Here is a 26,878-nt window from a genome sequence, read left to right as displayed (position 1 = left end):
TACTCTACTATCTTAAATTATTGTTGAAGTTCTTAAACGGTGACAAAGGTACATTTATTTGCACAATTTCGTTTAAATTTTCTGTAAGGTAATAATTTCCTATCAATCCAGCAATCAAGCCCTGACGATTGGTCTCTGTTGCATCTAATACAAAAACACCATTTACATAGTTCTTTTTAATTAATTCTTTAGTGCTTAGTTCAGCTACCCATATAAATTTTGGCATAGGCAAACGCAATAAAAGTTCTCTTGGTAAAGCCCCTAAAGAGTCATTAGCTGTCAATTCATTTTTATAAGACCTAGATGATGCTAAAAACACTTTTAATATTACATCAGTATCCTTAAGCACTTTCAGCTGAGTTATATATCTTTTGAGAACAGACTTTGCAAATGTCCTTGCCTCGCCTGCATCCATATAAATTTTTGAATATAAGGGAACGATAAAGCTTTTTATTTCACAGCCAGCCCAGTTAGCTTGAGAATAAAAACTAGAAGGGTTCTCTAGTTTACTATGCATATAAGGAGGATGATTATCATCCATAAAAACATAATCAACATTTATATCCTCAAAATCGTATACAAGAACGTTATTTCCATAGTCCACAGGGTTTGCCAAAGCATCTACGTCGGCATCTGAAAACCGTGCTCGACCAATTATGCTTTGAGCGTGACCTATACCTTGAGTATTCTGAATTGCACTTACAACAGGAATACCTGACTCTATATACATTTTGAGCAACTTGATAAATTCGTTACCATAGGCATCACTTGAATAAATTTTAACACCAAACCCCAGTTCTCGAAGAGCAAATGAAATTTGCTGAGCAGTAAGCCCTTTAGATGGCAATAATCGTTCAAAAGACTGAGAAGCAAGAAGTGCACCTATCTTTGACGGTAACGTAGGTCTATATTCCGGATAACGCATTCCAAAATATTCCATGATACACCATATTGTAGTTTCTGCACAAGTAATTGTTTCTGAATTCTGAGATGCATGCGGGAAGCCGGTAACCGAAGTTTTCAAACTGTTGGCAGTCACATCTACTGTTACTGAACAAATTCTAAAACTATTTTTCTTTATTGCTTGTGGAGATATTACGGACCTTCCAATTACCTGGGGAAAAGTAGGTCTAATAATAGTAAAGCCCAAATAGCTTTCCTTTATGTCATCATGTACCTTGACATCTCTAAAATCTTCAAGCTTTAGCTCTTTTGAAAAAAAAGAAAGACGAGCACAATCTCTATGGTATTCCTGATTTTTTGAAGAATAGTAGTGATAATAAGAATCTCTATAAACCTTATCCACATAAGGGTGTTCAACTAAAACATAAATATCATCTCTTAGATGGTTTAAATAATTATTTAAGACTCCTATACTAGAGACTCTTGGATATTGATGAAGCTGATATTGTTTCTCAAATAGCTCATCAAGGCAAACACCTACTTTATTTATTGGTAAAAACTGTGTGGTGATTAATTGCATATAGTTAAACTCTTACGCTAAAATGAGTAAAAAATGACAAAATGCCAACTTTTGTAAATTGTTAATTGGATTGGTTTGATAACACTAAAAAATGCTTTATAACATACGGCAGATAGTGGTAAAACCAAAACTGAATATAAATCTTACTTTTCTTCGGTATCAAGAAATGAAACTTTTCGCTATCATTCTATTTCAACAAACCTATCTCTTGAAAAATCCATATGCTCATTCAAATCAACATACCCCAATTGATTGCACAGCATTGTAGTACCTCCCAAATCCAAACCGTTACCAAGATTTCTATGTACATGGCCGTAAATCCAGTAATCAATATTTGATTTGGTTATGTAATCGGTTTTATCAACGACAAAAGCATCGTTGATTAAACTGCCCTTGAATTCGGGGGAATTGCACAACGGCGTGGGCAAATGATGGGTAACCACAACCGTTTTGCCATTATGGTCTTCAAGATTTTGATTCAAAAAATCAAAAGCCTCCGCATGAAGTTGATTAAAATCATCTACACTCAGCCGATTCTCGCCCATTCGTATTTTGTAAAAGTCATTGACCCCTCTGGCCACCGAGTTTCTATTTTCAGCATGTACATGGCTCCAAAATGTAGAAAATAGGAGTGTGACATCATTTATTTGTACAGATTGATTGTTTAGAAAGAACACGTTATGCTGCAACTCCCATTTAAAGGGCTTTTGGTGTAAAGACAGGTCATACCCGCCATAGTATTCGTGATTGCCAGCAATAACATAGGTTTGTTCGTAATGGTCAGAAGCCCATTTATAAAAATCGAGGTTTTCAAAATCATTCCCCAAATAATAGGTGTCTCCGGCAACAATGAGAATCTCCCCAGAAGGTATTAAAGGGTTTTTCGATAGCCATCTGTTGTTTTTGGCAAACTCTAAGTGCAGATCAGAACAGTATTGTATTCTCAATTTATCTTAATTTAGAAATAGAAAAGTATGAAGATAAATTGATTTTATTCCATTTTACAATGAATGCCAATATCAATTCTAGGGTGTTGTAAAATGCTGTAAAGAAGTGAAAAAGGGTCAAAAATGCAGCACGATTGCAGCACGCTGATTAACTTTTATTTAACATTAACATTTTTATAACATTGAATATCAAATACTTATAAATAAAAAAGCCTCGAAAAATCGAGGCTTATGCGGTCTGGACGGGACTCGAACCCGCGACCCCCTGCGTGACAGGCAGGTATTCTAACCAACTGAACTACCAGACCGTGGCGTTTAGCGTGTGCAAATATACATTGCTATTCCAATACCACAAACATTTTCTTTTAAAATATTAATTTACTTAAATGAATTTCTGCCTTTCTACCAAAAAAGTGTTCAGAACAGTGGAAAAACTAGCATTAATGTCTACGGGAACATATTTAATTCTGTACTGTGAACATTTAAGTTTTATCTGGGTAAGGTAGTTGGTAATGGCCTCCTCATAGGCTTCTTTTACATTATCTGCATACAAGTCTAAATGCGCTCCCGTCTCTACATCTACAAAGCGTTTGGGAGTATTATCAAAGTTGAAATGGTGTTCATGTTTTTTATCCAAAAGATGGAACAAGACTACTTCATGCTTATTATACTTTAAATGCCGTAGAGCTTCAAAAAGCTCATCGTCCGATTTTTCGGTTTGGAACATATCGGTGAACAAAAAAATAAGACTTCTTCTTTTTATTTTTTCCGCTATTTGATGTAAATAGGTATAGGTGGCTGTTTCTTTTGGTGCTTGTGCTACTTGGTTAATTTCATTCAATTTAGCTAGAAGCATTTGAAAATGCCGTTCGCTTCCTTTTTCCGCTGCGTAGTAATTGTAACTATCAGAATAGATGCTTAAGCCTACGGCATCTCGCTGGCGTTTAAGAACGTTCATAAGAGCGGCTATGGACAAAGTTCCAAAGCCAATTTTATTCAAATTGTTCAGGCCCAGCTCCTTCACTTCGGGAAAATACATGGAGGCGGAATTATCCAAAATCATATGGCAACGAAGATTGGTCTCTTCTTCATAGCGCTTGGTATAAAGCTTATCACTTTTGGCGAAGAGTTTCCAATCTATATGCTTGGTACTTTCGCCATTGTTATAAATTTTATGTTCAGCAAATTCTGCGGAAAAACCATGGAAGGGACTTTTGTGGATACCACTTATAAAACCCTCCACTACTTGGTTGGCAAGTAACTCCAAGTTTTGAAACAGGGAGGCTTTATTTAATACTGATTGTAAATTCACAAGAATAAAGATATGAAAAACTAAACCCTAAACGGATGGTGTAGGGGTTATAAATAAAAAGAGCTGGCAACATACCAGCTCTTTTTATTTATCTGTTCTTAAGTGCTTACCCTATAATAAGGCATCTATAGCATCTGTATAAACTTTCTTTGGAGATACGCCGACCTGTCTGCTAACGATTTCACCGTCTTTAAATACCAATACGGTAGGAATATTACGCACACCATATTTCGCAGCGAATTCTTGATTGGCATCCACATCTACCTTACCTACAACGGCTTTACCATCATATTCATTGCTTACTTCATCAATGATAGGACCTACCATTCTACATGGACCACACCAGGCTGCCCAGAAATCTACTACTACGGGTTTATCACTTTTTAAAACTACTTCGTCGAAAGTAGCGTCTGTTATTTCTAATGCCATTTTAATTTACTTTTATTGATTACACAAAGTTAGTCAAATAATCTGCTTGTTCCTTACTAACTACATATACGTTTTGACTATCAAGGTATTGATTTTAATAATGATGTTATTCCTTAGGAAATCAAAGGCAATAAAAAACCTTCCCAAAGTATGGGAAGGTTAAGGCTACGTATTATTTTAGCTACTACTAATTCAGTCTTTGGAACTACACGCTAACGTTACTTCGGGTCCCTTATCGCATTCGCCTTCGTAGACTACTTCACCTTCCAGATTCGTTGCAACGATTACAAATACATCGCCCTGTTGGGTTGTTGTTATTTTCAGTTCAGAAGTGCCTTCTATGACTATTTCTCCACATTCCGTAGTAATAACGCATTGTTTTACGTTCGTATCATCTTCAGTGGTATTGTCATCGGATGTATCTTCCGTTTCATTATCGTCTTCCATAGTATCTTCTTCGGCTTCCCCGTCATCAGAATTCGTTTCAGAACTGCACTCCAAAGTTACTTCAGGTCCTTTGTCACACTCTCCTTCATAGACCACTTCTCCTTCTAGGTTCGTCGCCACGATAACAAATACATCACCTTGTTGGGTCGTTGTTATCTTAAGTTCCGAAGTACCTTCTATTACTACTTCTCCGCATGCTGTAGTAATCACGCATTGTTTGGTGGCCATGTCATCTGCTGTCTCATCGTCATCATCAGTGCCGTCCTCATCGGTTTCCTCTGTGTCGTCATCATTATCGTCCATGTTGCTAGAGCTACAGGAGACGGATACATTGGCTCCTTTTTCACATTCGGCTTCGTATACCACCTCACCATCTTGGTTCTTCGCTACAATAACAAAAACACCATCAACTTGGTTTACTTCTATGCTGATATTGGACGTATCTTTTATCACTACTTCTTCGCAGTCCGTAGTTATGGTACATTGCTTCGTATTCGTGTCCTCGTTATCATCATCATCTTCATTATTTCTGGATGTGCCCAAAGTAACTTGACTTTCTGTTCCGTCTGGGAAGGTAGCGGTGGCAAATTCATCACAAGTACCATCGCCATAGTCCAAGGTAGTTGTACCCTCACTTGTGGTATAGGTCTTGATACCAGAAACAATAAATCTGCAACTGGCCGGTTTTATCAATGCAGATGTAATGTTCACTTCAAAAGTTTCTTGAAGACCTGTATAGGTATAGGAGCCGGTAATGCTTCTAACATCGTCTTTATAGGTTCTTGTGTCCGCACCTTCAATGATTTCAACAGTTCTATTCCCTACTCTGGATATGGTGCCCATTTCGGTCGTTACACTTATATCTACGGAGCCGTTCATTTCGGGATTTCCGTTTTCATTACTGGCTATCCAAGTGTGGCTTTTGGCACCGTTAATAGTGCGGCCATTAATGGTAACATCTTCAATAGTCATTGTATTTTCAGAACTTCCTTCTCCAAAAGTGGTTGTCCTTATGATGGTTCCGGTAATAGCATTGCCATCGCGGTCTTTGCATTCACCGTTGAAAGTGAGCGTTATGGTGCGTGACATCTCTGTGCGCGATATGGTAATGTCCATACAATTTCGAAAAAATGTGCGGTCGTCATCATCTTCTTTGTCCGATTTTGAACTTGTTCGTAGGGGACCAAAATTACTTGTGTAAATGGCAATATTGTCTAAAGCATTGTCTGCCTCATCAATGAAGTTTTCTACGTTGATTTGTGCATTAATGCTCTCTAGTGCATTATCGTCCAGAATTTGCGTTTCTATTTTTTCTGTTTCGCAGGAAAAGAATAATAAGGCCGTGGCCAGAAATAGGGCATTAAAATGTTTCATGATTAAATGTTATTAGGTTATGGTCATAAAACAACTGAGTATTGAAAAACCCTACCTGGACAAAAAATGAATGAACCTATTAGGTTGAATTTACTCTAGTAAATAGTAATGTTATGGGTCCGCACTTTTACGGCCGTTTTTGTGCTGTCTACCTTTATGACCATGGATTTGGAAGGTGTTAACGGCATGTGACAAGTAATGCAATCCGTCATTGAAGTATTCGCATGCGTATCCTCTTTTTTACAGGAAATAGTGGATTGCGAGTGGCAAGACATACATTTTAAATTGAAAAGCTCCGATTCACCTCTTTCATTTTCATGAGGGTTGTGGCAGGTGGTGCAATCCATTTGAGGACTATTTTTAAAACAGGCACTGCTCGCAAGTAAACCATACTGATTGCCATGTACGTCCAAAGTATCCTCATCGTCTTCCTCATTAGGGAAGTAAAATTTGTCAAGGTCATCTCCGACCAAAAAGCTAAAAGGAGGTTCTTTAGGCGCTCTGTTACCGCCGGAATGGCATAAGGCACAGGCATCCAATCGCTGTTGTCTGGAAAGTTCTTTGTATTTTAAAATATACTTTGCCGTTCTTGTCTTCGGATTCTTTTGCTGATACCCAACATGTTTTGCGGCTGGTCCATGACAACGTTCACAATCAATACCGTAAATGATGTTTTTTTTGTCGTATTGGTTACCTCTACCGTTGGGTGTGATGTTCTTGGCAAACGTACTATGGCATTCAAAACAACGTGCTACCACAGGTCTTTGAGCGCGCAAGTTTTCTAGTCCCGGACTGCTCATCCAACGGTTTTCAGGCGTAAAGTAAGATGCTTGTAATTGAAAGAGTTTATCATCTTCCCAGCTTAAATAGGACTGCCCTTTTGTTCCAGAACCAAATACGATGTCACTCGGTAGCTTAAATAACTCTAGCTGATTGTGGATGAAATTTGCACGTTGGTAAAACCCCGAGTCGGTTTTAATCATAGTAAAGACGGCTCTGTTATTAAATGTGAAGGTATTTTCACCTGTTTTAAAACTACCTTTAATACTTGATGAATCTGCAAGCGCAGAAGTTTTATAATGTGCCGTATGCACATGGGTGTCATAAATGTCTTTGTGACAGGCAATACAACTGGCACTACCGGCGAAGGCTCCGCCATTCCCATGGACGGCGATGGGTTCTATCGCATAATAATCCGAGGCTATTTCGGGATTTTTACACTTATATACTATTAGTAATAAACAAAAAAGGAGTGCGCTGAGTAAAAGGTTTTTGGCCAAAAATCGCAAGCGCCAATACCTATGCATCCTTGGTTTAGTTTAATTTAAAATGTACCTCTTGTTCTTCAAGGATATGTAAGAGTTCACTTGTAATCTCTACTTTTTGTTTTCTGCTGGATAAATTTACCTTTATCTCTTCTTCCATTTCATAGATAACAAAATTTAAAGGGTGGTTTCCTTTATGAGAAACCAATGTGTCCTTTAATTGGTGAATACCTTCTTCCTTTAATTCATCAATATTTAATTTTATGGTAAGCTTTCTGGCATAGGTCTCCATAACATCTTGAAGCAACATAAAACTATTGAACTGCATTCTAGGGTCCCCTTTCTTACCTGTTTCCCTATTTACCCAACCTTCGCGAATGAAAATTTTGACATAGGCAAAGGAATTTATCATAAGAAAGTGTCTGAATTTTAAATATTCTTCACCAAAAATCCGGAACTCAAATGAGTCTGTATAATCTTCCATGGTAAAGGCGGCCCATCCTTTACCGTTCTTGGAAATACGATGTTGCACATCTGTAATTACTCCAGCAAAAGTGAGCTCTCGGTTAACATAACTGGCCATGTCGTTAATATGGGAAATACCCGCATTGCAGAACGCCTTTATTTCCGTTTTAAAATCATCCAAGGGATGTCCGGAAATATAAATACCTACCACTTCTTTCTCCCGTCGCAGTTTCTCCATGGTGCCCCATTCTTCACATGGTGGTACAATGGGTTCAGGGATTTGTGCCTCGCTCATTCCTCCGAACATATCCATCTGGGAAGAATTTTTATTCTCTTGATATTTTGCTGCAGACTTGATAACTTTTTCCAAAAAAGTGATGCCATCGCCTTCCGTGTGAAAATATTGGGCTCGATGAGTGGTCCCAAAAGAATCGAAACCACCTGCAACGGCAAGGTTTTCAAAAGCTTTCTTATTGGCGGCACGGAGGTCTATACGCTTGGCCAAATCAAAAACAGAATGGAAATTCCCATCTTTTTTACGATGTTCCACGATAGTTTCCACGGCAGAACGACCTACGCCTTTAATGGCCCCCATACCAAAACGTACGGCTCCTTCTTTGTTTACCGCAAACTTATAGTAAGATTCGTTTACATCCGGTCCTAAAACGTCCAAGCCCATGCGCTTACATTCTTCCATAAAGAAGGTAACCTGTTTAATGTCGTTCATATTATTACTCAATACCGCAGCCATGTATTCTGCTGGGTAGTGGGCTTTTAAATAGGCCGTTTGGTAGGCGATGTAGGCATAGCAAGTGGAGTGACTCTTGTTAAATGCATAGGCTGCGAAGGCTTCCCAATCTTTCCATATTTTTTCCAGAACCTCGGTAGGGTGCCCATTGGCTGCGCCTCCTTCCAAGAACTGAGGTTTCATTTTTTGGAGCACCGCAAATATCTTTTTCCCCATGGCTTTACGGAGTACATCGGCATCACCCTTGGAGAAACCGGCTAACTTTTGTGACAAGAGCATCACCTGCTCTTGATAAACGGTAATCCCGTAAGTTTCCTTGAGATATTCTTCCATGTCCGGAAGGTCGTACGCTATTTCTTCATCACCGTGTTTTCTGGCGATGAAGCTAGGGATATACTCCATAGGACCGGGTCGGTACAGCGCGTTCATGGCGATGAGGTCGTCAAAAACAGAGGGTTTTAAATCCTTCATGTGCTTTTGCATACCTGGAGATTCATATTGGAAAACCCCTACGGTTTCTCCTTTTTGGAAGAGTTCATACGTTTTTTCATCATCCAACGGAAAATCGTCCGGTACTAAATCAATACCATGTTTTGCCTTTACAATTTTGACGGTATCCTTGATCAATGTTAAGGTTTTAAGCCCTAAGAAATCCATCTTCAGCAGACCGGCACTTTCAACGACCGAGTTATCGAATTGTGTGACGTATAGGTCTGAATCCTTCGCCGTTGCTACGGGCACAAAATTGGTAATGTCATCTGGTGTTATGATTACCCCACAAGCGTGTATTCCTGTGTTTCTTACAGAACCTTCTAAAGTTCGTGCCATTTTTAGGGTCTGACCTTCAAGGTCGTCCCCATCATGTATATTTAAAAGTTGATGGATTTTTTCCAAATCCTCCGCACGGAATTTCTTCTTCAGTTCAGCGTCGGACTTTCCAAAAATCTTCCCTAATTTCGACATCGTGGGAATAAGTTTTGCAATCCTATCCGCATCACCCAAGGGCAGGTCCAGTACACGGGCCGTATCCCTGATAGAGGACTTGGCCGCCATGGTTCCATAAGTGATAATCTGCGCTACTTGGTTGGCGCCGTATTTATTAATGACATAGTCCATAACACGCCCACGACCTTCGTCATCAAAATCAATATCAATATCGGGCATGGATACCCTATCCGGATTCAGGAAACGCTCAAAAAGTAAATCGTATTTTAAAGGGTCAATATTGGTAATGGTCAAACAATAGGCGACTACGGAGCCTGCGGCGGAGCCACGACCTGGACCCACGGAAACATCCATGTTTCTTGCCTCTCTGATAAAATCTTCGGTAATCAGAAAATACCCGGGATATCCCGAATTTTTAATGGTATCCAATTCAAAATCGATGCGTTCGCGTATTTCTTCGGTTATCTCCGCATACCGCTTTTTCGCACCTTCGTAAGTGATGTGCCTTAGATAGGCATTTTCACCGCGGTTACCGCCATCAATTGCATCCTCGGGGTCTTTGAAATCGTCGGGGATGTCAAATTTAGGTAAGAGCACGTCCCGTGCCAGTTCAAATGGCTCAATCTTATCTACAATTTCCTGCACGTTCAAAATGGCTTCCGGAACATCTTTGAACTGTTCCTTCATCTCTTCTTGAGATTTAAAGTAATACTCTTGATTGGGCAGGCCATAACGATATCCACGACCACGGCCTATAGGCGTAGCTTGTTTTTCACCGTCTTTAACACATAGTAATATGTCGTGCGCCTCCGCATCTTCCTTATTGCAATAGTAGGTGTTATTAGTAGCCACAAGCTTTACGCCATGTTTTTTGGAAAACTCCACCAAGACTTGGTTCACACGGTCCTCATCTTCCTGTCCGTGACGCATCATTTCTATATATAAATCGTCTCCAAATTGGGCTTTCCACCAAAGAAGTGCCTCTTCTGCTTGGTTTTCACCAACATTCAAGACTTTACTGGGGACTTCCCCATAAAGATTTCCGGTAAGGACAATGATATCCTCCTTGTACTTCTGAATTACCTTTTTATCGATTCGTGGCACGTAGTAAAACCCGTCCGTGTATGCGATGGAGGACATTTTGGCGAGGTTGTGATATCCCTTCTTGTTCTTGGCCAAGAGCACCATTTGATATCCGTAATCCTTTACACTTTTGTTGGTATGGTCTTCACAAACAAAAAACTCACAACCAATAATCGGGGTTATCTCCTTTAGTTGCGTTTCTGCTCCCGTTTCTTCCGCTTCCTTGTTTTTTTCCTTTACCGCTTTATTATGAGCACTGATTTCCTTTACAAAATGAAAGGCACCCATCATATTGGCATGGTCCGTTAAACCCACCGCAGGCATTTGATTATCCGCTGCTGCCTGTACAAGTGATTTGATATTGATGGTGGATTGCAATACCGAAAACTGGGAGTGATTGTGAAGATGAACGAAGGTCGCATCTTCCAGTGTTTTTATATTCTCATTGATTTCCTCTTGCGAAACACCACCCGTATCTTTTTCCCAAAGGGCGTCCGCAATTTTTTTAGAGGCCTTTTTTAGGTTAATGTGTTTTAGACCGATCAGCTGTATTTCCTCAGGATTGGCTTCGGAGAAGTTCTTAAAATAATCTGGCTGTACGTCTAGTTGCTCGGTGGTATACTGCCTTAAGCGTACCAACTCCAAAAAACATCGCGTAGTAGCTTCAACGTCGGCAGTGGCATTATGTGCCTCGCCAAAGGGTTTGCCAAAGAGATGTTGGTGCAGTTCGGTAAGCGTGGGTAGCTTAAATTTTCCGCCACGGCCTCCAGGGATTTGACAGAGTTGTGCCGTATGTTCGGTACAGGTATCTAGGACGGGTAGGTCTTGTAACGGGTTGTCAACGCCCATACGGTGAAATTCCGCTCCCATGATATTTAAATCGAACCCTACGTTTTGACCCACAATAAATTTGGTCTTGGACATGGCCACATTAAACTTTTCCAAAACCTCGCTTAAGGAAATGCCCTTCTGTGAAGCTAGTTCTGTAGAGATACCATGTATTTGCTCCGCATCATACGGAATATTGAAGCCGTCTGGGCGTACTAGATAATCTTGATGTTCAACAAGGCGACCCATATCGTCATGCAACTGCCAAGCGATTTGAATGCATCTGGGCCAGTTGTCCGTATCTGTGTAGGGTGCATCCCAACGTTTTGGAAGACCTGTGGTTTCGGTATCAAAGATTAAGTACATATGTTATGTTCAAAGTGTTTAAAAGCCTTCCAATTCCGAAGTAGAACAGTATAAAAAAGGCAAGGTTAAAATTAAGCAAAAGGTATTGGCCTAAAAAGAGGAGTTACTAAGAGTTATTAACCTAGTCAATTACAAATATGACTATCTTGGAAAAGATATAAACTTTACCAAATGAAAATTAATAACCGTTTCACCCTCAGATTTCATTTTTCAATATGGCTGTATGCGATAAGTTGTACCATTTTATATGGTCAAGAGCCCCAAGTAAAACCTCCCAATTTTATCATCATCTTTGCAGATGACTTGGGGTATGGGGATATTGGGGTGTTTGGAAATCCATCCATAAAAACCCCCAATCTTGACGCTATGGCCTTCGAGGGTCAAAAATGGACAAATTTCTACGCTGCTGCAAGTGTTTGTACACCCAGCAGGGCTGGTCTGCTGACCGGACGGCTTCCCGTGCGCAGTGGCATGGCCAGCAACGGGAGGAGGGTATTGTTCCCTAACTCTAAAAATGGTTTGCCGGCTTCGGAAATTACCCTAGCTGAACAACTTAAAAAAGCCGGTTATACTACCGCTGCCATTGGAAAATGGCATTTAGGCCATAAGGAGAAATTCTTACCGACCAATAATGGGTTCGACTCCTATTTTGGTATTCCATATTCCAATGACATGGATAGGGTTGTTAAAAAAAGCGGAAAGGAGTATTGGAATCAACCTAATGATAGCATTAAAACAGAACATTTTAATGTGCCTTTACTTAGGGGGAACAAGGTAGTGGAGCGTCCAGCGAATCAAAATAATATAACAAAGCGATATTCCGAAGAAGCTGTTGCTTTCATAGAAAATCAAGGTGAAAAGCCTTTCTTTTTATATCTAGCGCATAATTTACCACATATACCACTATTTGCCTCTGAGGATTTCTTAGGTAAAAGTAAGCGGGGATTGTATGGGGATGTAATTGAAGAGATAGACCATGGGGTTGGGAATATAATAAGTGCCTTAAAGGCAAAGGGTCTTCAGGATAACACTATAGTCGTATTTACTTCCGATAATGGACCTTGGTTACCTTTTAAAGATAATGCCGGAAGTGCCGGGCCTTTAAGGGCGGGCAAAGGAACTACCTGGGAAGGAGGTATGCGCGAGCCCACGGTATTTTGGGGTCCAGGACTTATTAAAACGGCCGTAATATCGGATATAGGTTCTTCGCTGGATTTTTTTACTACGTTCAGCGCCATGGCTAATATTCCAACTCCAAAGGATGTTTTCCTAGACGGGAAAGATTTAAGCGAAACCTTAAGAAATGGTGCACCTAGCCCTAGAAACAGTATATTGTATTATCGTGGTACGGAATTGTTCGCCGTGCGATTAGGTGATTTTAAAGCACATTATCGTACTCAAGGAGCGTATGGGCAATTTGGTGAACGCAAAGAGCACGAGGTTCCTTTGCTATATAACTTGGTCATTGATCCAGGAGAGCACTTCAATGTTGCGGACGCTCATCCCAAAGTTATCGAGCAAATTAAAACACTTGTCGTGCAACATACCAATCTTCTCGTTATGGGGGAGGACCAGTTAATTGATCGGGAATAGATGGCATAAAAAAACCGAGCGTTTCGCTCGGTCTTTTCAAATCTTTCTGTGATGTAGACTAGGATACTAGTTCCTCATATCTTTTGTTCACGTTCAATGCTGATTCGATAGCATTTCTTTGTTTCATCAATAAATTCTCCGTGGATGGTGGTAATACCATGTCGCTATCGTTTAGTATGGCATTATATTCTTCTAGACTTGCCTTCTCTCCGCGTTCTACTTCCTCCAAAATACGTTCTGTTTCATTTCCTGAGAGCGTGGCCGTTAAGTTCATCCAAGTTCTGTGTAAATCGCCTTTGATACTTCCTCCTTTTTCTGGCAGTTGTCCAAAATTGGCTATCTCATCCTTTAACTCGTGCCCAAAATTGTAACGCTGTTGCACCCTTTCGTTCAAGAATTTTTTAATGGACGGATTATCAATTTTGTCTTGTGCTAGTTTATATCCTTTTTCCGCATCGTATGTACGTGTTAATAAATCATTTAATCTGTTTGATACTTTTTCTGTGTACTTCATTTATCTCTTATCATTTTAGTTCAATCGCGTTATTGACTATCAATAACTACACTATATAAATTAATAGAATATGTCGAAATTACAAGTATTTACGGGGGTTTAGCATGAGTTTAACGACTTTCCCCGTAAATGTTAAGGCTATTTAACAATAATCGATAAAATTTGAGGCATAATATGGGGAAGTATAAAAGTGAATGTTCTATATTTGCAGCCCTTTTAGGAAATAATAGAGATAGAATTAATAATCAAGGGTCGGGCACCCTACAAAATTAATGTGATATGCCAGTAAAAATTAGATTACAGAGACACGGTAAAAAAGGTAAACCATTCTATTGGGTAGTTGCAGCAGATGCACGAGCAAAAAGAGATGGTAAATTCTTGGAAAAATTGGGAACTTATAATCCTAACACCAATCCAGCAACGATAGATTTGAATGTGGACAATTCTGTACAGTGGTTACAGAATGGAGCGCAGCCAACGGATACGGCTAGGGCAATACTTTCTTATAAAGGAGTGCTTTTGAAGCATCACTTACTTGGAGGTTTGCGCAAAGGAGCCTTAACGGAGGAGCAAGTAGAGGAGAAGTTCAATGCTTGGTTAGAAGAGAAGGAAAAATCAGTTGCGGATAAAGTTGGTGGTTTAGATAAGGCTAAGGCCGAAGCAAAAGCTAAGGCGTTACAAGCTGAGAAGGAAGTGAACGAGAAGAGAGCTGCTGATGCTGCTGCTGCCGCATTACCAGAAACTCCAGAAGGCGAAAGTGCTGAAGAAGAAGTGGAAGCCTTAGAAGAGGCCCCAGCTCCTGAAGCGGCTGTGGAGGAAACTGAAGCTCCTAAAGAGGAAGCTACAACTTCGGAAGAAGAATAGATAGGTAACGATGCGCAAGGAAGATTGTTTCTACCTAGGCAAAATCGTTTCAAAATATAGTTTTAAGGGAGAAGTACTTGTTAAATTAGATACGGACGACCCTGAAGTTTACGAAAAAATGGAATCGGTTTTTATTTCCTTGGGAAATAATCTGGTTCCATTTTTTATTGATAGGTGTCGCCTTCATAAATCTAATTTATTACGAATAGATTTTGAAGAAGTGAAAACAGAATCCGATGCGGATAGGGTCATGGGTGCTGAACTGTACCTACCGCTAACCTTACTACCCGAGTTAACGGGGAACAAATTTTACTTTCACGAAATTATCGGATTTACGATGATGGATGATGTGCACGGAGATATCGGTATTGTCCAGAGTGTTAACGATACTACCGCTCAAGCTTTGTTCGAGGTTTTGAAAGACGGGAAACAACTTTTAATCCCTCTGAACGATGATATCATCAAAAAGGTAGATAGAGCTAAAAAAGTAATAGAAGTACGTACGCCTGAAGGATTGGTTGAACTTTACTTAAGCTAGTCCGGCCCGGCCTTTCATTAATCCCATTTTGAGCTTATCGCAGCTGAAAACTCTGTAGGACATCATTATTGTTACCTACGAGAATATGGTTTTTCCCTGAGACCTTTATAGTAGCGATTCTTTTGGCATCCCCAGCAGCATAGAAACCTATTTTAGCCCCCCTTAGTGGTGTAAAATCTCCTTTACCGTTACCTAAAAGTAAGAGACCGGTGCCTGCATCGTTTCTAGGGGTTTCTATTTCTGAGACGAATAGATTACCAACGATTAAAACATCGGTGTGTCCATCACCATTATAATCCTCCACTTGCATGTCGTTAATATTGGTAAGCTGCGCTAAGCCTGGCAATGGGGATATTTTAAACTTACCTTGTCCCAAATTTTCGATATACACAGAAGCAAAAGTATCAGTAATGTAGTGCAGGGAATTCTTTAACTGCTCTTCCCCATACACTTCTTCTAGTTCTAACGAAGCGAAGGCATCGTATTTTTTAATTTTGTCCTTTAAACCTGGTATTTGTTGCGAAGAGCATGAAAAACCGCGAAGTGGGTAATGTTTTTCATTGTTGTAATAACCTAGCACTATATCGCCATTTCCATTGGTATCAAAATCATTGTAGTAGATGTCGAAGGGCTTTTCTGAACTGGTTTTGTATTTATAGTTAAGGCCCAAATTGCCTGCAATGTAGTCCATATCGCCATCGTTGTCAAAGTCGCCATGTTCAAGACTGAACCACCATCCCTTAGTTTTTTCAAGGTCAGGTTGATCTAATTTGGTCAATTGGCCGTTCTTGTTATCGAAAATAGTAATAGGCATCCATTCTCCGGTAAGAATTAAATCCAAATCTTGATCACCATCATAGTCAGACCAAACGGCATCGGTAACCATGCCTATCTCTTGGAGCTCTTTTGCTAGCGTAGCTGTGCTGTTGACAAGTTGCCCATTGTCGTTAAGCAACAAGGCACTGGATGTGGGATTGGGATATTGATGGGGTAAATGTCTACCGCCTACAAAAAGGTCCATATCGCCATCGTTATCATAATCGGATGCTTTTACCACTGAACCACTAGCTCTGTCTCCATTTAGAATAGCACCTTTTTTAAAGCCTCCAGTACCATTATTTAAGTAAAGACGGTCCGTATAGTGAAAATCATTTTTTTCATAGGCATTTCCACCACTAACCACGTAGAGATCTTTAAAACCATCCCCATTTATATCAACGAAAAGCGCATCGATATCCTCATAGGCACTTTCCTTTGTCCAGAAGGATTCGTTCGTAGCGGAAAAACCGCCGTCTGGGTTTTGTACGAAAAGCTGTGGACGCTGCTCCGCTGCTCCGCCAATATAGAAATCCTCTAAACCGTCATTATTAATGTCACCAACGGCCAGTGCCGGACCAAATTGAGAAAGTTTGTGTGGAAGTAATATCTGCTTTTCAAAATCATCAAAATTGTTCTCTTGATGTTTAAAATTGGCCGTAAAAGATTCCGTAATGTCTTTAAAAAGTCTGTCATGGGTATTCACCAATATAGGGCGAGATAGTTCATCAGCTTTATCCATGCTCAGCTTTAGGACTTGATTTGCTGCAATATTTTGTTTTACGGTACTTTTACCGTTTGGCCAGCTGATTACCAAACTGTCCACTTTTGTGTTTCCAGATATTCCGAAGTGAACCAAAGGCTCACTTGTGGAATAGATACCCCTAACGTTAGTGGTTTCTTGGGTTTGTAATCCGTCAGCCGTGTAAATATTGATACGTGTGCCAAATAATGGTCTATTCTCGGAATCGGTGAGTTGAATGCGGAGATAATTGGTGTCATTAAGATTTTCCGAGTTATTGCGATAAATGAAGGCTTCAGCATTGATATTATTGACCACTAAGTCTAAATCACCATCATTATCCAAATCGGCATAAGCAGATCCATTGGAAAAGGATTCTGAGTCTAGGCCCCAGTCATTGGATATTTTCTTAAACTGAAGGTCGCCCATATTCTTATAGGCATAGTTTTTAAGGGGTTGGGAGGGAATCATACTTACAGCCTTTTCCAAATCTACAATGTCCCAGATACTATTAATATTGCCCCCATTAGGATTCTTGGACAACCAATCCATTCTAGTTGTATTTATATAATTGGCAATTTTTTTGTCGGCATCTGTATTTCGTATGTCTCTTAGCAGGCCGTTGGTGACGTAGGTGTCTTTTAAACCATCATTATCAAAATCTGCAATTAAGTTGGACCAACTCCAATCTGTAGCGGCCATGTTAGCGTACTGAGCGATATTACTAAAAGTTTCATTTCCGTTATTCAATTGTAAGGTGTTGTACATGTATTGGTATCCACCACCATCTTCTACAACCTTCCAAAAGGAACTGATGTCCATACCGCTCATGTTGGACTTTAGCCGAAAATTGTCTTCGGCAACCATATCCAGAACAAAAACATCCAATAAAGCGTCATTATTTATATCCGCTACATCAACACCCATACTGTAATAGGATGTCTGCTTTAAGGCATCTTTCTCCATGCTAGAAAATGTGCCATCCTGATTGTTGATAAATAAGAAATCAGGGGCATAAAAGTCATTGGCCACGTACAAATCTGTCCAGCCATCATTGTTTAAATCACTAGCGGAAACGGCATTAGGAAATCCCGTCCTATTTATCCCAGAGGATGTTGTAACATCCTTAAACGAATTGCCTTCGTTCTTATATAAACGTAAAGTGTATTCGGGTATTAAAAGATTGTCCGTATTAAAATATTGCGATAGACTGCCCGGATTTGGCGGTTGTGTGAGTAAAAAGAGATCTAAACGCCCATCTTTATCATAATCCAAAAAGGTGGCGTGACGGGTTCTTTGATCGTTGGCAATGTTGTAAGCTTCGGCCTGCTCCTTAAACGTCCCATCTCCATTATTGATGTAAAGTAGGTTTTTTCGCCAAGCAGGGTTCTCATCATAAAGTTCCCGGCTGACATAAATATCTAAATAACCGTCATTAGTAACGTCCGCAACAGTTACTCCTGTAGACCAACCGGGGATATCTTGAATTCCCGACTGAAGGGTGCGGTCTTCAAAAACCATGTTTCCCTTATTAAGGTACAACTTATCCGGAACCATGTTTCCTGCAAAAAAGAGATCTTGTAGGCCGTCATTATTGAAATCTCCAACGCCAACTCCTGCGCCTCCGTAGAAATTTGCATAAAGGAAAATACTTTTATCCTTGTCATCTTTTATCTTGTTTACAAAGTCGATACCCGTATCTGATGATTTTAGTAGCGTAAAGTGCGTCTGTGCGGGTCGCTGTTCCTCTTCCGTATTACAGGACCATATGAAGAGAATAAATATAAAATAGGGTAAATAGCCTGCTTTCATAAGTACAAGATACTATTTTGTATAAAAAAATAAAGGAGAGTTTCCCCTCCTTTATCAACTCAATTAAAACTAACTCAAACTTTATAAAGATTACTTATTAAGTATTTTAAATACTATTCAACATCCCACCAAACTCTTGTAGTAAGAATATCCGGACCTTGAGCCGCTATTGCTGCTTGATAGTTATCCGCATTTACAGCTGCTTCATTTTCTGTCCAGGTTAATCTTCTTGGGATGGTTCCGCCAGTTTCGTTACCTGGGAAATTTACGGGTACCAAGGTCGGGAAACCTACTCTTCTCCAATTAGAAAATGTCTCGTATTCGTTAAGAAATGTTGCCACCCAGTACTGGTTCGCAATTTGCTCTATCGCATTTGCAGCGTCATAAGGATTAGCCGCTAGATAGGTGTCAATATCCGCATCTGCTATGGTAGCAGCATCTGTATATAATGAAAGTTGTTTCATAGCAGCTCTAACACCATTGTTGTAAGCTGTTTCAGCATCACCACCAATACCCCAACGTACGTTTGACTCTGCAATCATGAACTGTACTTCAGCATAAGTTTGGAAAATCATTGGAGCTTCAAAAGCGGCTAAGATATCCCTGTTCGGCTCCGCGTAAGCGTCCGTGTTTTCTTCACCTGTCATTTCTAATAACATGGCACTATTTAAACCGTTAGGGAATCCTATCAAGTCTTCTGCAGCTGTGCTGCCATCCCCTCTTCTAGCAGCCAAAATAGGTAACCTTGGATCATTACCGGCCTGTAAAAAGTCGATAAACGTCTTACTCATTCTTGGATTACCATCAGCAGCAAATACTTCGGAGATGCCATTTCTGTTATTATTATCATGCTGAAGATAGAAGATGTCATCATTTGATTCCATTACGCCACCGGCGATTGCCTTGGTAGCCCAAGATTGTGCGGCTGCGGGGTCAACTTTGATTAAACGTAGTCCTAAACGAAGCATTAACGAATTGGCCAGTTTTTTCCATTTTGCCTGATCACCGTTGTAAATGACATCTGCAGCACCAAAACCTGAAGTTCCGCTACTTAAAGCAGCTGCGGATTCTTCTAGCTCATTCAGCATATCTGGATAGATTTCACTTTGAGCATCGTACTTGGGTAGAAAAATACCCTCTAATACCGCTTTGCCTGCTTCACTATAGGGAACGTCCCCATATAGGTCTGTCAAACGTGAAAAAGCGAATACCCTTAGAATACGCACTATGGCCTTCATTTCATCGGGAGCTTCTTCTTCATCCAATTGAAAGAGTAAATCTTCAATAGTTTTTATGGCGTTACCATAATAACGGTCCATTAAAGAAGAGGCATAACCTCTGTTCCAGGTGTATTTGTCACCATCCCAATAACCGGCGGTCGTTGCAATATGTTGCATCATGGTAGATTGATAAATCATACCTGCTCTCCAGTTATCATAACGCTCACTGGAAATAAATTTCTGTACAGCGGTCAACTTATTGGCCGCTGCAATTTGCGGTGGTTTTGTTGGATCTACGTTTAGTTCGTCAAATCCTTCATCACAAGCGCCTACTACAAGCGCCATCATAAATAAATAAATTAATTTTTTCATACTTTTTTTTTTAAAACTTAACATTGATGGACAAGCCGTAATTTCTGGATGCTGGAACACCAAAGTATTCTAAACCTTGAGAATTTCCAACATTATAAGAACTTTCAGGGTCTATATTATCTATACTTCTAGAAATATAGAAAAGATTTGAAGCTATAACCGAAACATTTACACTTGTTAGAAAAATATTTTCTAAAGATTTTTGAGGTAAGGAATAGCCTAAGCTCAATTGTCTAAATTTAATATAATCCGAGTCTTCAACAAACTCTTCTGCAATGTCGTTTATCTCTCCCCAGTAGGTCTGAAGGTTTTCTGGAGCTACGGTGGTTGTAAAAGGCTGGTCCGTAGCATTGTCAATACCTGATACGGTTAGCCCAGTCTCTCTACCTTCTACGGTTTTTTTATGAAGACCAAATCCGTATAATAAGGTATTTGTTCCCGAGAATATTTGACCGCCGAATTTACCGTCTATCAAGAAATTAAGATTAAAATTCTTGTAGGTAAAAGAGTTAGTGAAACCTAATGTTAATGGAGGAACACCTTCACCTAAGATTTTACGCTCACCTTCAACAGCTCGTGGAACCCCTTCTGCATCAATATCGTATTTGATAACTCCATTGGCATCTCTCTCATAAGAAACACCTACGATTGTACCGTATCTTTCACCAACACGATGTGTAATCCTAACGTTTCTCGTTCGTGGTTCATCTAAATTAACATCCGAACCTACGTCATCGGTAGCTACAACCAAACCTTCGTTATAAGCACCATTCACAGAGACGTTCCAGTTAAAATCCGCGGTTCGTATAGGCGTTCCGCTAACCAAGAATTCAAAACCTTTATTGGATACCTTACCTAGATTTGCACTAGCTCCCCCGTAACCGGAGAATGATGAGGTGGCAACGTTTACAATATCATTTGTTGTTTCATTGCTGTAGTATGCTAAATCAAAGGAAAGTCTGTTTCCGAACATTCTTAAATCTAAACCTATTTCAGATTCATTCTTACTAAAAGCGACTAGATTGGCATTTGGCACACTACCATTACTTATGTTCCCAGTAGGTTGACCATTTAAAGGGTTGCCGAAGATTTGATACGTTAATCCTAGTGTGTAAGGATCTTGCGCACCACCTGCTACTTCAGAATAACCACCTCTCAATTTTAAAAAATTAATAAAAGAGGGCATTTCAAAAGCATCCGATAAAACCAAACTCGCATTTACAGAAGGATAAAAATCATCGTTAGGTGTTGTCTTTCCCGGAAATGATAATGTGGAGAACCAGTCATTTCTTCCCGTAAAGGTAATGTAGGCCCAGCGATCATAGGATAATTCTAAAGAACCGTATACCGAACCAATTTTACGTTCTGAAAATTCTCTACGTCTATTCTGTGTTACCGTATTTCCAATATCCTCTAAGCCAGGAACGATAAAATCACCACCTCCCAGAAAGAGGTTTTCGCTTCTTAGGTGGTTTGAGTTGGCTCCCACTAAAGCCGAAATGGCAAACTTATCCGTTATATCACGCTCGGCGGCTAAAATGATATCTGCATCTACCTGATTGGTTCTTCTTTCAGATTCAGTAAGACTTCCTAAAGGCTGAAATCCTGTACCGAAAGGTGTTACTTCTGTTCTACGTATTACATCATTATCGATACCCATTCTACCCGTTAAGGAAAGCCAATCGGTAAAGTCGTAACGAAGGGTAGTAGAAGCTATGATTCTATTTCTTCTATCCTGTCTTCTAAAGTTAAATGCGGAGAAGTAGGGATTGGTAACAAAAACATTGTCTGTAAATTGACGTTCTTGTCCATTTTCATCCGTAGCTGGTAAAAAATCACTTTCATTTAAGTTTCCAGGAAGAAGACCTACAGAGAAGTTTGCATTTCCAGGACTATCGGATAATCTCGGTCTGTTTTGTACCTTCTCTATAATATACTTAGCGTTTACCGTACTCGTCAGCTTATCTGCCAAAACAGCTGTAGTATTCAAGGAGAAAGACTTTCTGTTGAAACCTGCATTTGGCAGTACATCTTCGTTGGTAAGGTCAGATACGGACATTCTATAGGAAAGGTTCTCTTTTGCCGAAGTAAGTGCAACGGTGTTGATAAATGTGGTGCCTGTTCTGTAAAATCTATCCTCATTATTTCCTGTGTAAGAATAAGGCCTGGAAACGCCATCCCACTGAGGAACAGAAGAACCATCAAAACGAGGTCCCCAAGAATTAAAACCTGCTTCCAAAGCACCTGCGGTATTAGCCGGCTTAGCTCCAAGAAGCCCTTGGCCGTATTCTGTTTGATAATCCCTTAATGAGGTATCTACTCTGTCGAAAGTTACTTGGCTGCCAAACTCTACTCCAAACCCTTCTTGACCTTTACCGGATTTTGTAGTAATAATTACTACACCACCGGCTGCACGGGAGCCGTATAGTGCCGATGCAGCACCACCCTTTAATACTGAAATAGATTCAATATCATCCGGGTTGATACTAGAGATACCATCTCCACCATCAGAACCACCCCATAGACTTGCGGAACCGTTGTTGCCATTACTTATAGGAATACCGTCTACAACGTAGAGAGGTTGGTTTTCACCGGATAGGGAGCTAGAACCCCTGATGATTACCCTACTGGAACCTGCCGCCCCGGTAGCATTTTGCGAAATGTTAACACCTGCTATTTTACCCTGGAGGGAGTTGATTGCGTTAGGTGTTTTTACTGTTGCGATTTCCTCGCCACCAACTTCGGTTAAGGAATAACCGAGTGCCTTGGTTTCCTTCTTAATACCTAGTGCAGTAACTACAACTTCGTCCAATTCACTAGCATCTTCGGCTAGCGAAGTGTTTACAGTGCTCTGCCCGTTCACTGCAACTTCTTTTCTTTCGTATCCTAAGGATGAGAAAACTAAGGTTGCATTATTTCCCACACTAATGGTATAGTTACCGTCAAAATCGGTAGAGGTACCATTTGATGTGCCTTTTTCTACAACATTGACACCGGGAAGTGGTGAGCCAGAATCATCTGACACCGTACCGGATACCGTGCTGTTTTGTGCAACTACCCCCTGAAAGAAGAGTAATGACACAAGAGTCAGAAAACTTAAGATTTTTTTGTTCATAAATTTTGAGTTTAGTTAGGTAATACTAATATGAATACTAAAAGTGATGAGATGACCACTAAAGTTGAAAATTATTCGACTAATAACAGCCGTGAAAAGCTAAAGAGCGTATTTGCGAAACTGCTACGAAAGTTAAATAATCCTTAATTTCATTTAAATTAGGGTTTAAATTTGTGATAATATGTTAAAATTTAACAAATATTAATGACTCAGTTTAATTTTCAATGATTTATTATTCACTAGATTTTCGTGTGACACAAAGAATTCTGTAAGCGTTTTTAACCCACTTTGTAGCTCTGATATTTTACCCTTGCCTACCTTACTAATTTCAATTTTATTTTCTTTATAATATTTTTGGTTCAGATGAATGGTGATTTTATCAAAACTTGGTGTCGTGATGGCGTAAACAGGATTTGCAGGATTTATAGGATAAATTCCCATCATTGAAAAGACGGCCCACGCACTCATGGTACCGGTGTCATCATTTCCAGGTAGACCTTCGGGCTTGTTCTTGTAGTATTTCTCTAAAAGTTCTTTCACTTTAACTTGTGTTTTGTATTCTTCCCCGCTTACATAATTAAAGAGATAGGGATACATAATATCGGGTTCATTTGCCATATCAAACTGGCCGGAGTTAAAAACTTTAGCTAACTGTTGCGAAAATTTTTTCTTTCCGCCCATTAATTTTATAAGTCCCGGAATATCATGAGGTGCCATAAAGGTATACTGCCATGCATTTCCTTCTATAAAACCTACATTTTTAATAAAGTTTGCACCGTCCGTAGGATCGTATGGAGTTACCCAACTGCCATCTTCGTTCCTTGGTCGAAGTAAATTCAGGTTTTTATCCAATAACTTTCTATACGATTTTGAACGTTTGGAAAAACGTTGGTAATCTTCTTTTTTGCCTAATGCTTTAGCCAATTGTGCTATGGCATAATCACTGATGTTATATTCTTGGGTGGTGGAGACAGAACCACTATTGGTGGTGGTTGTCGTTAGATAGCCGTATTTAAGATAATCTTCTAAACCTGGCCTAAGCGGATTGTCTTTTAATTGGTCCGCACTTTTGACCATGGCCTCATAAGCTAATGCCACATCAAAATCCTGTATACCCTTTAAATAGGTGTCCGCTATTATAATACCTGCGGGATCGCCCACCATGGTCGTAGTTTCTGTAGCGTTGAGTTCCCATTTAGGTAGCCATCCAGATTCTTTATAAATGCGAAGCATACTATTAATCATATTGGATTGTTGTTCAGGGTATACCAAACTCATCAGTTGGTGTAAATTTCTGTAGGTATCCCACAAGGAAAATACAGTATATCTTGTCCCATCTGTTTTTAAGGTCTCTCTAGTGCCCATTTTTGGATATTCTCCGTTAAAATCATTAAGCGTGCTAGGATGAATTAATGTATGGTACAGTGCGGTGTAGAATTTAATTTTGTCTTCTTCGGTACCGCCTTCAACTTCAATTCTTGATAAATTCTCGTTCCATTCTTTTCTAGTTTCCGCTAGAATTTCCTTAAACGGTTTATTACCGACTTCTTTTTCTAGGTTTTCTCTGGCATTGGCAACACTTACATAAGAAATACCTACCCGCAGCTCAACATTTGTTGGCGCATCAAAATTATAACGCATGTAGGCTCCGATACTGTCCCCCACTACTTCTTGCATAAACCCTTCTTTCAAAAGGGTCTTACCGTTGTAACTTCCTTCATGGGACTGCATCCATTGTGTTTCTACCCCTTCTGTTTTATGTGATTTTTTCCAAATTCCGTATGTGGTCGCGGGCTCTGAGAATCGGGCAACGAAGTAAAGTGGGTAGGCTTCTTCCGGTTTGTAATAACAAAAGGAACCCACTGTTCGCATACCTTCTACTTCGGTAGGTGAGACTATCCTTAGTCTGGCTCCCTGCTCATTGGTTAAACCTAACCCAAGATTCAGAAGAATATTGGCCTTGCCCTTGGGAAAATTATATTTTGATATACCAACTCTGGTAGATGCGGTAGTTTCAACTTTTATATCGTATTTCTCCAATCTGTTGGAATAGTAACCTGCTTTGGATACTTCGTCGCCATAGGCGGAGCCATATTTTAAATGATCGGTCTCCAATTTACCAGTTGTTGGCATGGCCAGTATGACACCTAATTCCGGACAGCCAACCCCACTTAGATTGGCATGGCTGAATCCTGTGAGAAATTTATTTTCGTGGACATAGGGAGTGGAGAGCCATCTACTGTCTTTTTCCAACGGTAAATTTTTGGCACCTGCTACATTGAAAGGCGAAACATTAGCCATACCACGAACTGCTATGGGCCCGGGATTGGTAGTGCCAAAATTAGATGTACCAATAAACGGGTTGACATATTCTATTAAATCCTGTGTTGTAGTTGATTGGGCTCGTATGGTAGTTTCTGAACAGAATACCAGAACGAGCACCACTATCCTATAAGTGATCCTAAGTTTCATTCAATACGTGTTTGTAAGCCTTGGTTATAAATGCCTATTCCGCTTGGAAACTCTCAAATTTCCCATCGTCATGAACAATCAATTTTTTATTGGTAAACGGACTTGTTGCCCAAATATCAAACCCGAAAGTATTTTTTTCCAGAATAGGAGTAACTGATTTTCCAAGTATCATTTTAGCTGCTGTGGTATAGGCTTTTCCATTTTTTCTCCAAACCACTTTGCCCTTATTTTCATCTCCGTAGTCTCGGTATAATTCATATAAATACCATTTTATATGTTCATCTTCCGGAATCGTAAAATGAGATTCCACACCAACTTTATCGGTAGAAAAATAGACATATCCCCAATGCTCTGGTTCATGCATATTGATGACTCCTTGTGGTGACCACACCCAATTACTTTCGTGAAGGTATTTCCCTGAGGCATCTTTCTTTCTAGTATAACGACCTCCGTCTAATTCATGTTCCCAATTGACTCTCGAGAAGTTGACGCGCCAGAATTTATTCTCGGGAACATCGGTGGTTCCTCCAGGAGGTGTTACAAATGACCAAGGAATGGCAATTTCTGCCGTCCATCCTTCGTCAATGTCTCTTGAATCGTTAAGCGTTCCGTTAACATGTACAGCAGATTTTAATCCCTTAAAATCCCAATCCCCAAGAATATAACCGCCATTACGATATGGTTTGGACAAGAACAGATCCCAAATGGTATTCAATGCGTTCATCTCATACTCATAGTAGTTATGCGTATCACCGTCCGGATCAATAAAAATTTCAAAATCATTGTTATAAAAAATAATGGTGTCTTTCTTCTTTAAGGTTGCCCAAACATGGGGTTCCTTGATTTCTGCCAGAAAATAGAGATAATGCTGATCCCAAATCATTTTAAAGCGCGTATTGTAGGTAGCGGATTTTTCCCCTTCAATATCTTTGAAAATTTCCGACCATTTTGCTTTTTCCCAAGAGAGTTCATCCATTTTTCCATCTACCTGAATTTCCTCGGTTGTTTTTTGAGCTACATAGCTATTTGGCTTGTTCTGTGCGAGTAATGATATAGAACCGATATAAAGTGCAAATAGAAGTATTGCGATTATTTTTTTAGTCTTAAGGGATGTGTTGTTCATAACGC

General features: G+C 39.8%; 16 protein-coding genes and 1 tRNA gene. 3 read left to right on the top strand and 14 right to left on the bottom strand.

The window, feature by feature from the left end:
• Positions 1-7 precede the first annotated feature (7 nt).
• From EJ994_RS11050 to dnaE, 8 genes are all read right to left on the bottom strand, one after another.
• The gene (locus tag EJ994_RS11050) at positions 8-1,483 is read right to left on the bottom strand and encodes a hypothetical protein (protein WP_126592485.1); all 1,476 of its coding nucleotides are present in this window, start codon (positions 1,481-1,483) and stop codon (positions 8-10) included.
• Between the two features lie 182 nt (positions 1,484-1,665).
• Entirely contained in the window at positions 1,666-2,430 is a 765-nt protein-coding gene (locus tag EJ994_RS11045) for a metallophosphoesterase (protein WP_126592484.1), read from the bottom strand.
• A gap of 234 nt (positions 2,431-2,664) precedes the next feature.
• Positions 2,665-2,738, bottom strand: a tRNA-Asp gene (locus EJ994_RS11040).
• A 74-nt stretch (positions 2,739-2,812) separates the two neighbouring features.
• Positions 2,813-3,742: a DUF58 domain-containing protein gene (locus EJ994_RS11035; protein ID WP_126592483.1), complete on the bottom strand. Its 930-nt coding sequence runs from the start codon at positions 3,740-3,742 to the stop codon at positions 2,813-2,815.
• A gap of 111 nt (positions 3,743-3,853) precedes the next feature.
• On the bottom strand, positions 3,854-4,171 hold the full coding sequence (trxA, locus tag EJ994_RS11030; protein WP_099574059.1) for a thioredoxin: 318 nt from the start codon (positions 4,169-4,171) through the stop codon (positions 3,854-3,856).
• Between the two features lie 192 nt (positions 4,172-4,363).
• The gene (locus EJ994_RS11025; protein ID WP_126592482.1) at positions 4,364-5,992 is read right to left on the bottom strand and encodes a hypothetical protein; all 1,629 of its coding nucleotides are present in this window, start codon (positions 5,990-5,992) and stop codon (positions 4,364-4,366) included.
• A gap of 95 nt (positions 5,993-6,087) precedes the next feature.
• Positions 6,088-7,299, bottom strand: a complete 1,212-nt coding sequence (locus EJ994_RS11020; protein ID WP_126592481.1) for a cytochrome c3 family protein — start codon at positions 7,297-7,299, stop codon at positions 6,088-6,090.
• 7 nt (positions 7,300-7,306) lie between these two features.
• Positions 7,307-11,692, bottom strand: a complete 4,386-nt coding sequence (gene dnaE, locus EJ994_RS11015) for a DNA polymerase III subunit alpha (protein ID WP_126592480.1) — start codon at positions 11,690-11,692, stop codon at positions 7,307-7,309.
• Positions 11,693-11,863: 171 nt separating this feature from the next.
• On the opposite strand from dnaE, the gene EJ994_RS11010 reads away from it, so the two are divergent.
• Positions 11,864-13,285 carry a sulfatase gene (locus tag EJ994_RS11010; RefSeq protein ID WP_126592479.1) on the top strand — a complete coding sequence of 474 codons (1,422 nt, stop codon included), beginning with the start codon at positions 11,864-11,866 and terminating at the stop codon, positions 13,283-13,285.
• Between the two features lie 58 nt (positions 13,286-13,343).
• On the opposite strand, the gene EJ994_RS11005 is transcribed toward EJ994_RS11010, so the two are convergent.
• Complete coding sequence (locus EJ994_RS11005) at positions 13,344-13,799, bottom strand: ferritin-like domain-containing protein (RefSeq protein WP_126592478.1); 456 nt, start codon at positions 13,797-13,799, stop codon at positions 13,344-13,346.
• A 279-nt stretch (positions 13,800-14,078) separates the two neighbouring features.
• Between EJ994_RS11005 and EJ994_RS11000 the strand changes: the two genes are divergently transcribed.
• Both EJ994_RS11000 and rimM read left to right on the top strand, forming a co-directional pair.
• Positions 14,079-14,663 carry a 30S ribosomal protein S16 gene (locus EJ994_RS11000; RefSeq protein WP_126592477.1) on the top strand — a complete coding sequence of 195 codons (585 nt, stop codon included), beginning with the start codon at positions 14,079-14,081 and terminating at the stop codon, positions 14,661-14,663.
• A 10-nt stretch (positions 14,664-14,673) separates the two neighbouring features.
• A complete protein-coding gene (gene rimM / locus EJ994_RS10995) occupies positions 14,674-15,201 on the top strand; it encodes a ribosome maturation factor RimM (RefSeq protein WP_126592476.1) in 528 nt (175 codons plus the stop codon).
• Positions 15,202-15,235: 34 nt separating this feature from the next.
• Here the strand turns inward: rimM and EJ994_RS10990 are convergent, their stop codons facing one another.
• From EJ994_RS10990 to EJ994_RS10970, 5 genes are all read right to left on the bottom strand, one after another.
• Complete coding sequence (locus EJ994_RS10990; RefSeq protein ID WP_126592475.1) at positions 15,236-18,571, bottom strand: VCBS repeat-containing protein; 3,336 nt, start codon at positions 18,569-18,571, stop codon at positions 15,236-15,238.
• A gap of 113 nt (positions 18,572-18,684) precedes the next feature.
• Positions 18,685-20,163, bottom strand: coding sequence for a SusD/RagB family nutrient-binding outer membrane lipoprotein (locus tag EJ994_RS10985; RefSeq protein WP_126592474.1), 1,479 nt, complete (start codon positions 20,161-20,163; stop codon positions 18,685-18,687).
• Between the two features lie 10 nt (positions 20,164-20,173).
• A complete protein-coding gene (locus EJ994_RS10980; protein ID WP_126592473.1) occupies positions 20,174-23,278 on the bottom strand; it encodes a SusC/RagA family TonB-linked outer membrane protein in 3,105 nt (1,034 codons plus the stop codon).
• 201 nt (positions 23,279-23,479) lie between these two features.
• On the bottom strand, positions 23,480-25,750 hold the full coding sequence (locus EJ994_RS10975; protein WP_126592472.1) for a GH92 family glycosyl hydrolase: 2,271 nt from the start codon (positions 25,748-25,750) through the stop codon (positions 23,480-23,482).
• 34 nt (positions 25,751-25,784) lie between these two features.
• A complete protein-coding gene (locus EJ994_RS10970; protein WP_126592471.1) occupies positions 25,785-26,873 on the bottom strand; it encodes a carbohydrate-binding family 9-like protein in 1,089 nt (362 codons plus the stop codon).
• Between the last annotated feature and the right edge of the window lie 5 nt (positions 26,874-26,878).

It is taken from the genome of Maribacter sp. MJ134, assembly GCF_003970695.1.
GTDB lineage: Bacteria > Bacteroidota > Bacteroidia > Flavobacteriales > Flavobacteriaceae > Maribacter.
Note: the sequence above shows the minus strand (reverse complement) of the source record. Positions and strands in the feature narration are given on the sequence as shown.

Coding starts and splice junctions, on each gene's coding strand:
- dnaE (WP_126592480.1), bottom strand. CDS start 11,692: ATGTACTTAATCTTTGATACCGAAACCACAGGTCTTCCAAAACGTTGG.
- EJ994_RS11025 (WP_126592482.1), bottom strand. CDS start 5,992: ATGAAACATTTTAATGCCCTATTTCTGGCCACGGCCTTATTATTCTTT.
- EJ994_RS10985 (WP_126592474.1), bottom strand. CDS start 20,163: ATGAAAAAATTAATTTATTTATTTATGATGGCGCTTGTAGTAGGCGCT.
- EJ994_RS11000 (WP_126592477.1), top strand. CDS start 14,079: ATGCCAGTAAAAATTAGATTACAGAGACACGGTAAAAAAGGTAAACCA.
- EJ994_RS10980 (WP_126592473.1), bottom strand. CDS start 23,278: ATGAACAAAAAAATCTTAAGTTTTCTGACTCTTGTGTCATTACTCTTC.
- EJ994_RS10970 (WP_126592471.1), bottom strand. CDS start 26,873: ATGAACAACACATCCCTTAAGACTAAAAAAATAATCGCAATACTTCTA.
- EJ994_RS11010 (WP_126592479.1), top strand. CDS start 11,864: ATGAAAATTAATAACCGTTTCACCCTCAGATTTCATTTTTCAATATGG.
- EJ994_RS11050 (WP_126592485.1), bottom strand. CDS start 1,483: ATGCAATTAATCACCACACAGTTTTTACCAATAAATAAAGTAGGTGTT.
- EJ994_RS10990 (WP_126592475.1), bottom strand. CDS start 18,571: ATGAAAGCAGGCTATTTACCCTATTTTATATTTATTCTCTTCATATGG.
- trxA (WP_099574059.1), bottom strand. CDS start 4,171: ATGGCATTAGAAATAACAGACGCTACTTTCGACGAAGTAGTTTTAAAA.
- EJ994_RS10975 (WP_126592472.1), bottom strand. CDS start 25,750: ATGAAACTTAGGATCACTTATAGGATAGTGGTGCTCGTTCTGGTATTC.
- rimM (WP_126592476.1), top strand. CDS start 14,674: ATGCGCAAGGAAGATTGTTTCTACCTAGGCAAAATCGTTTCAAAATAT.
- EJ994_RS11020 (WP_126592481.1), bottom strand. CDS start 7,299: ATGCATAGGTATTGGCGCTTGCGATTTTTGGCCAAAAACCTTTTACTC.
- EJ994_RS11005 (WP_126592478.1), bottom strand. CDS start 13,799: ATGAAGTACACAGAAAAAGTATCAAACAGATTAAATGATTTATTAACA.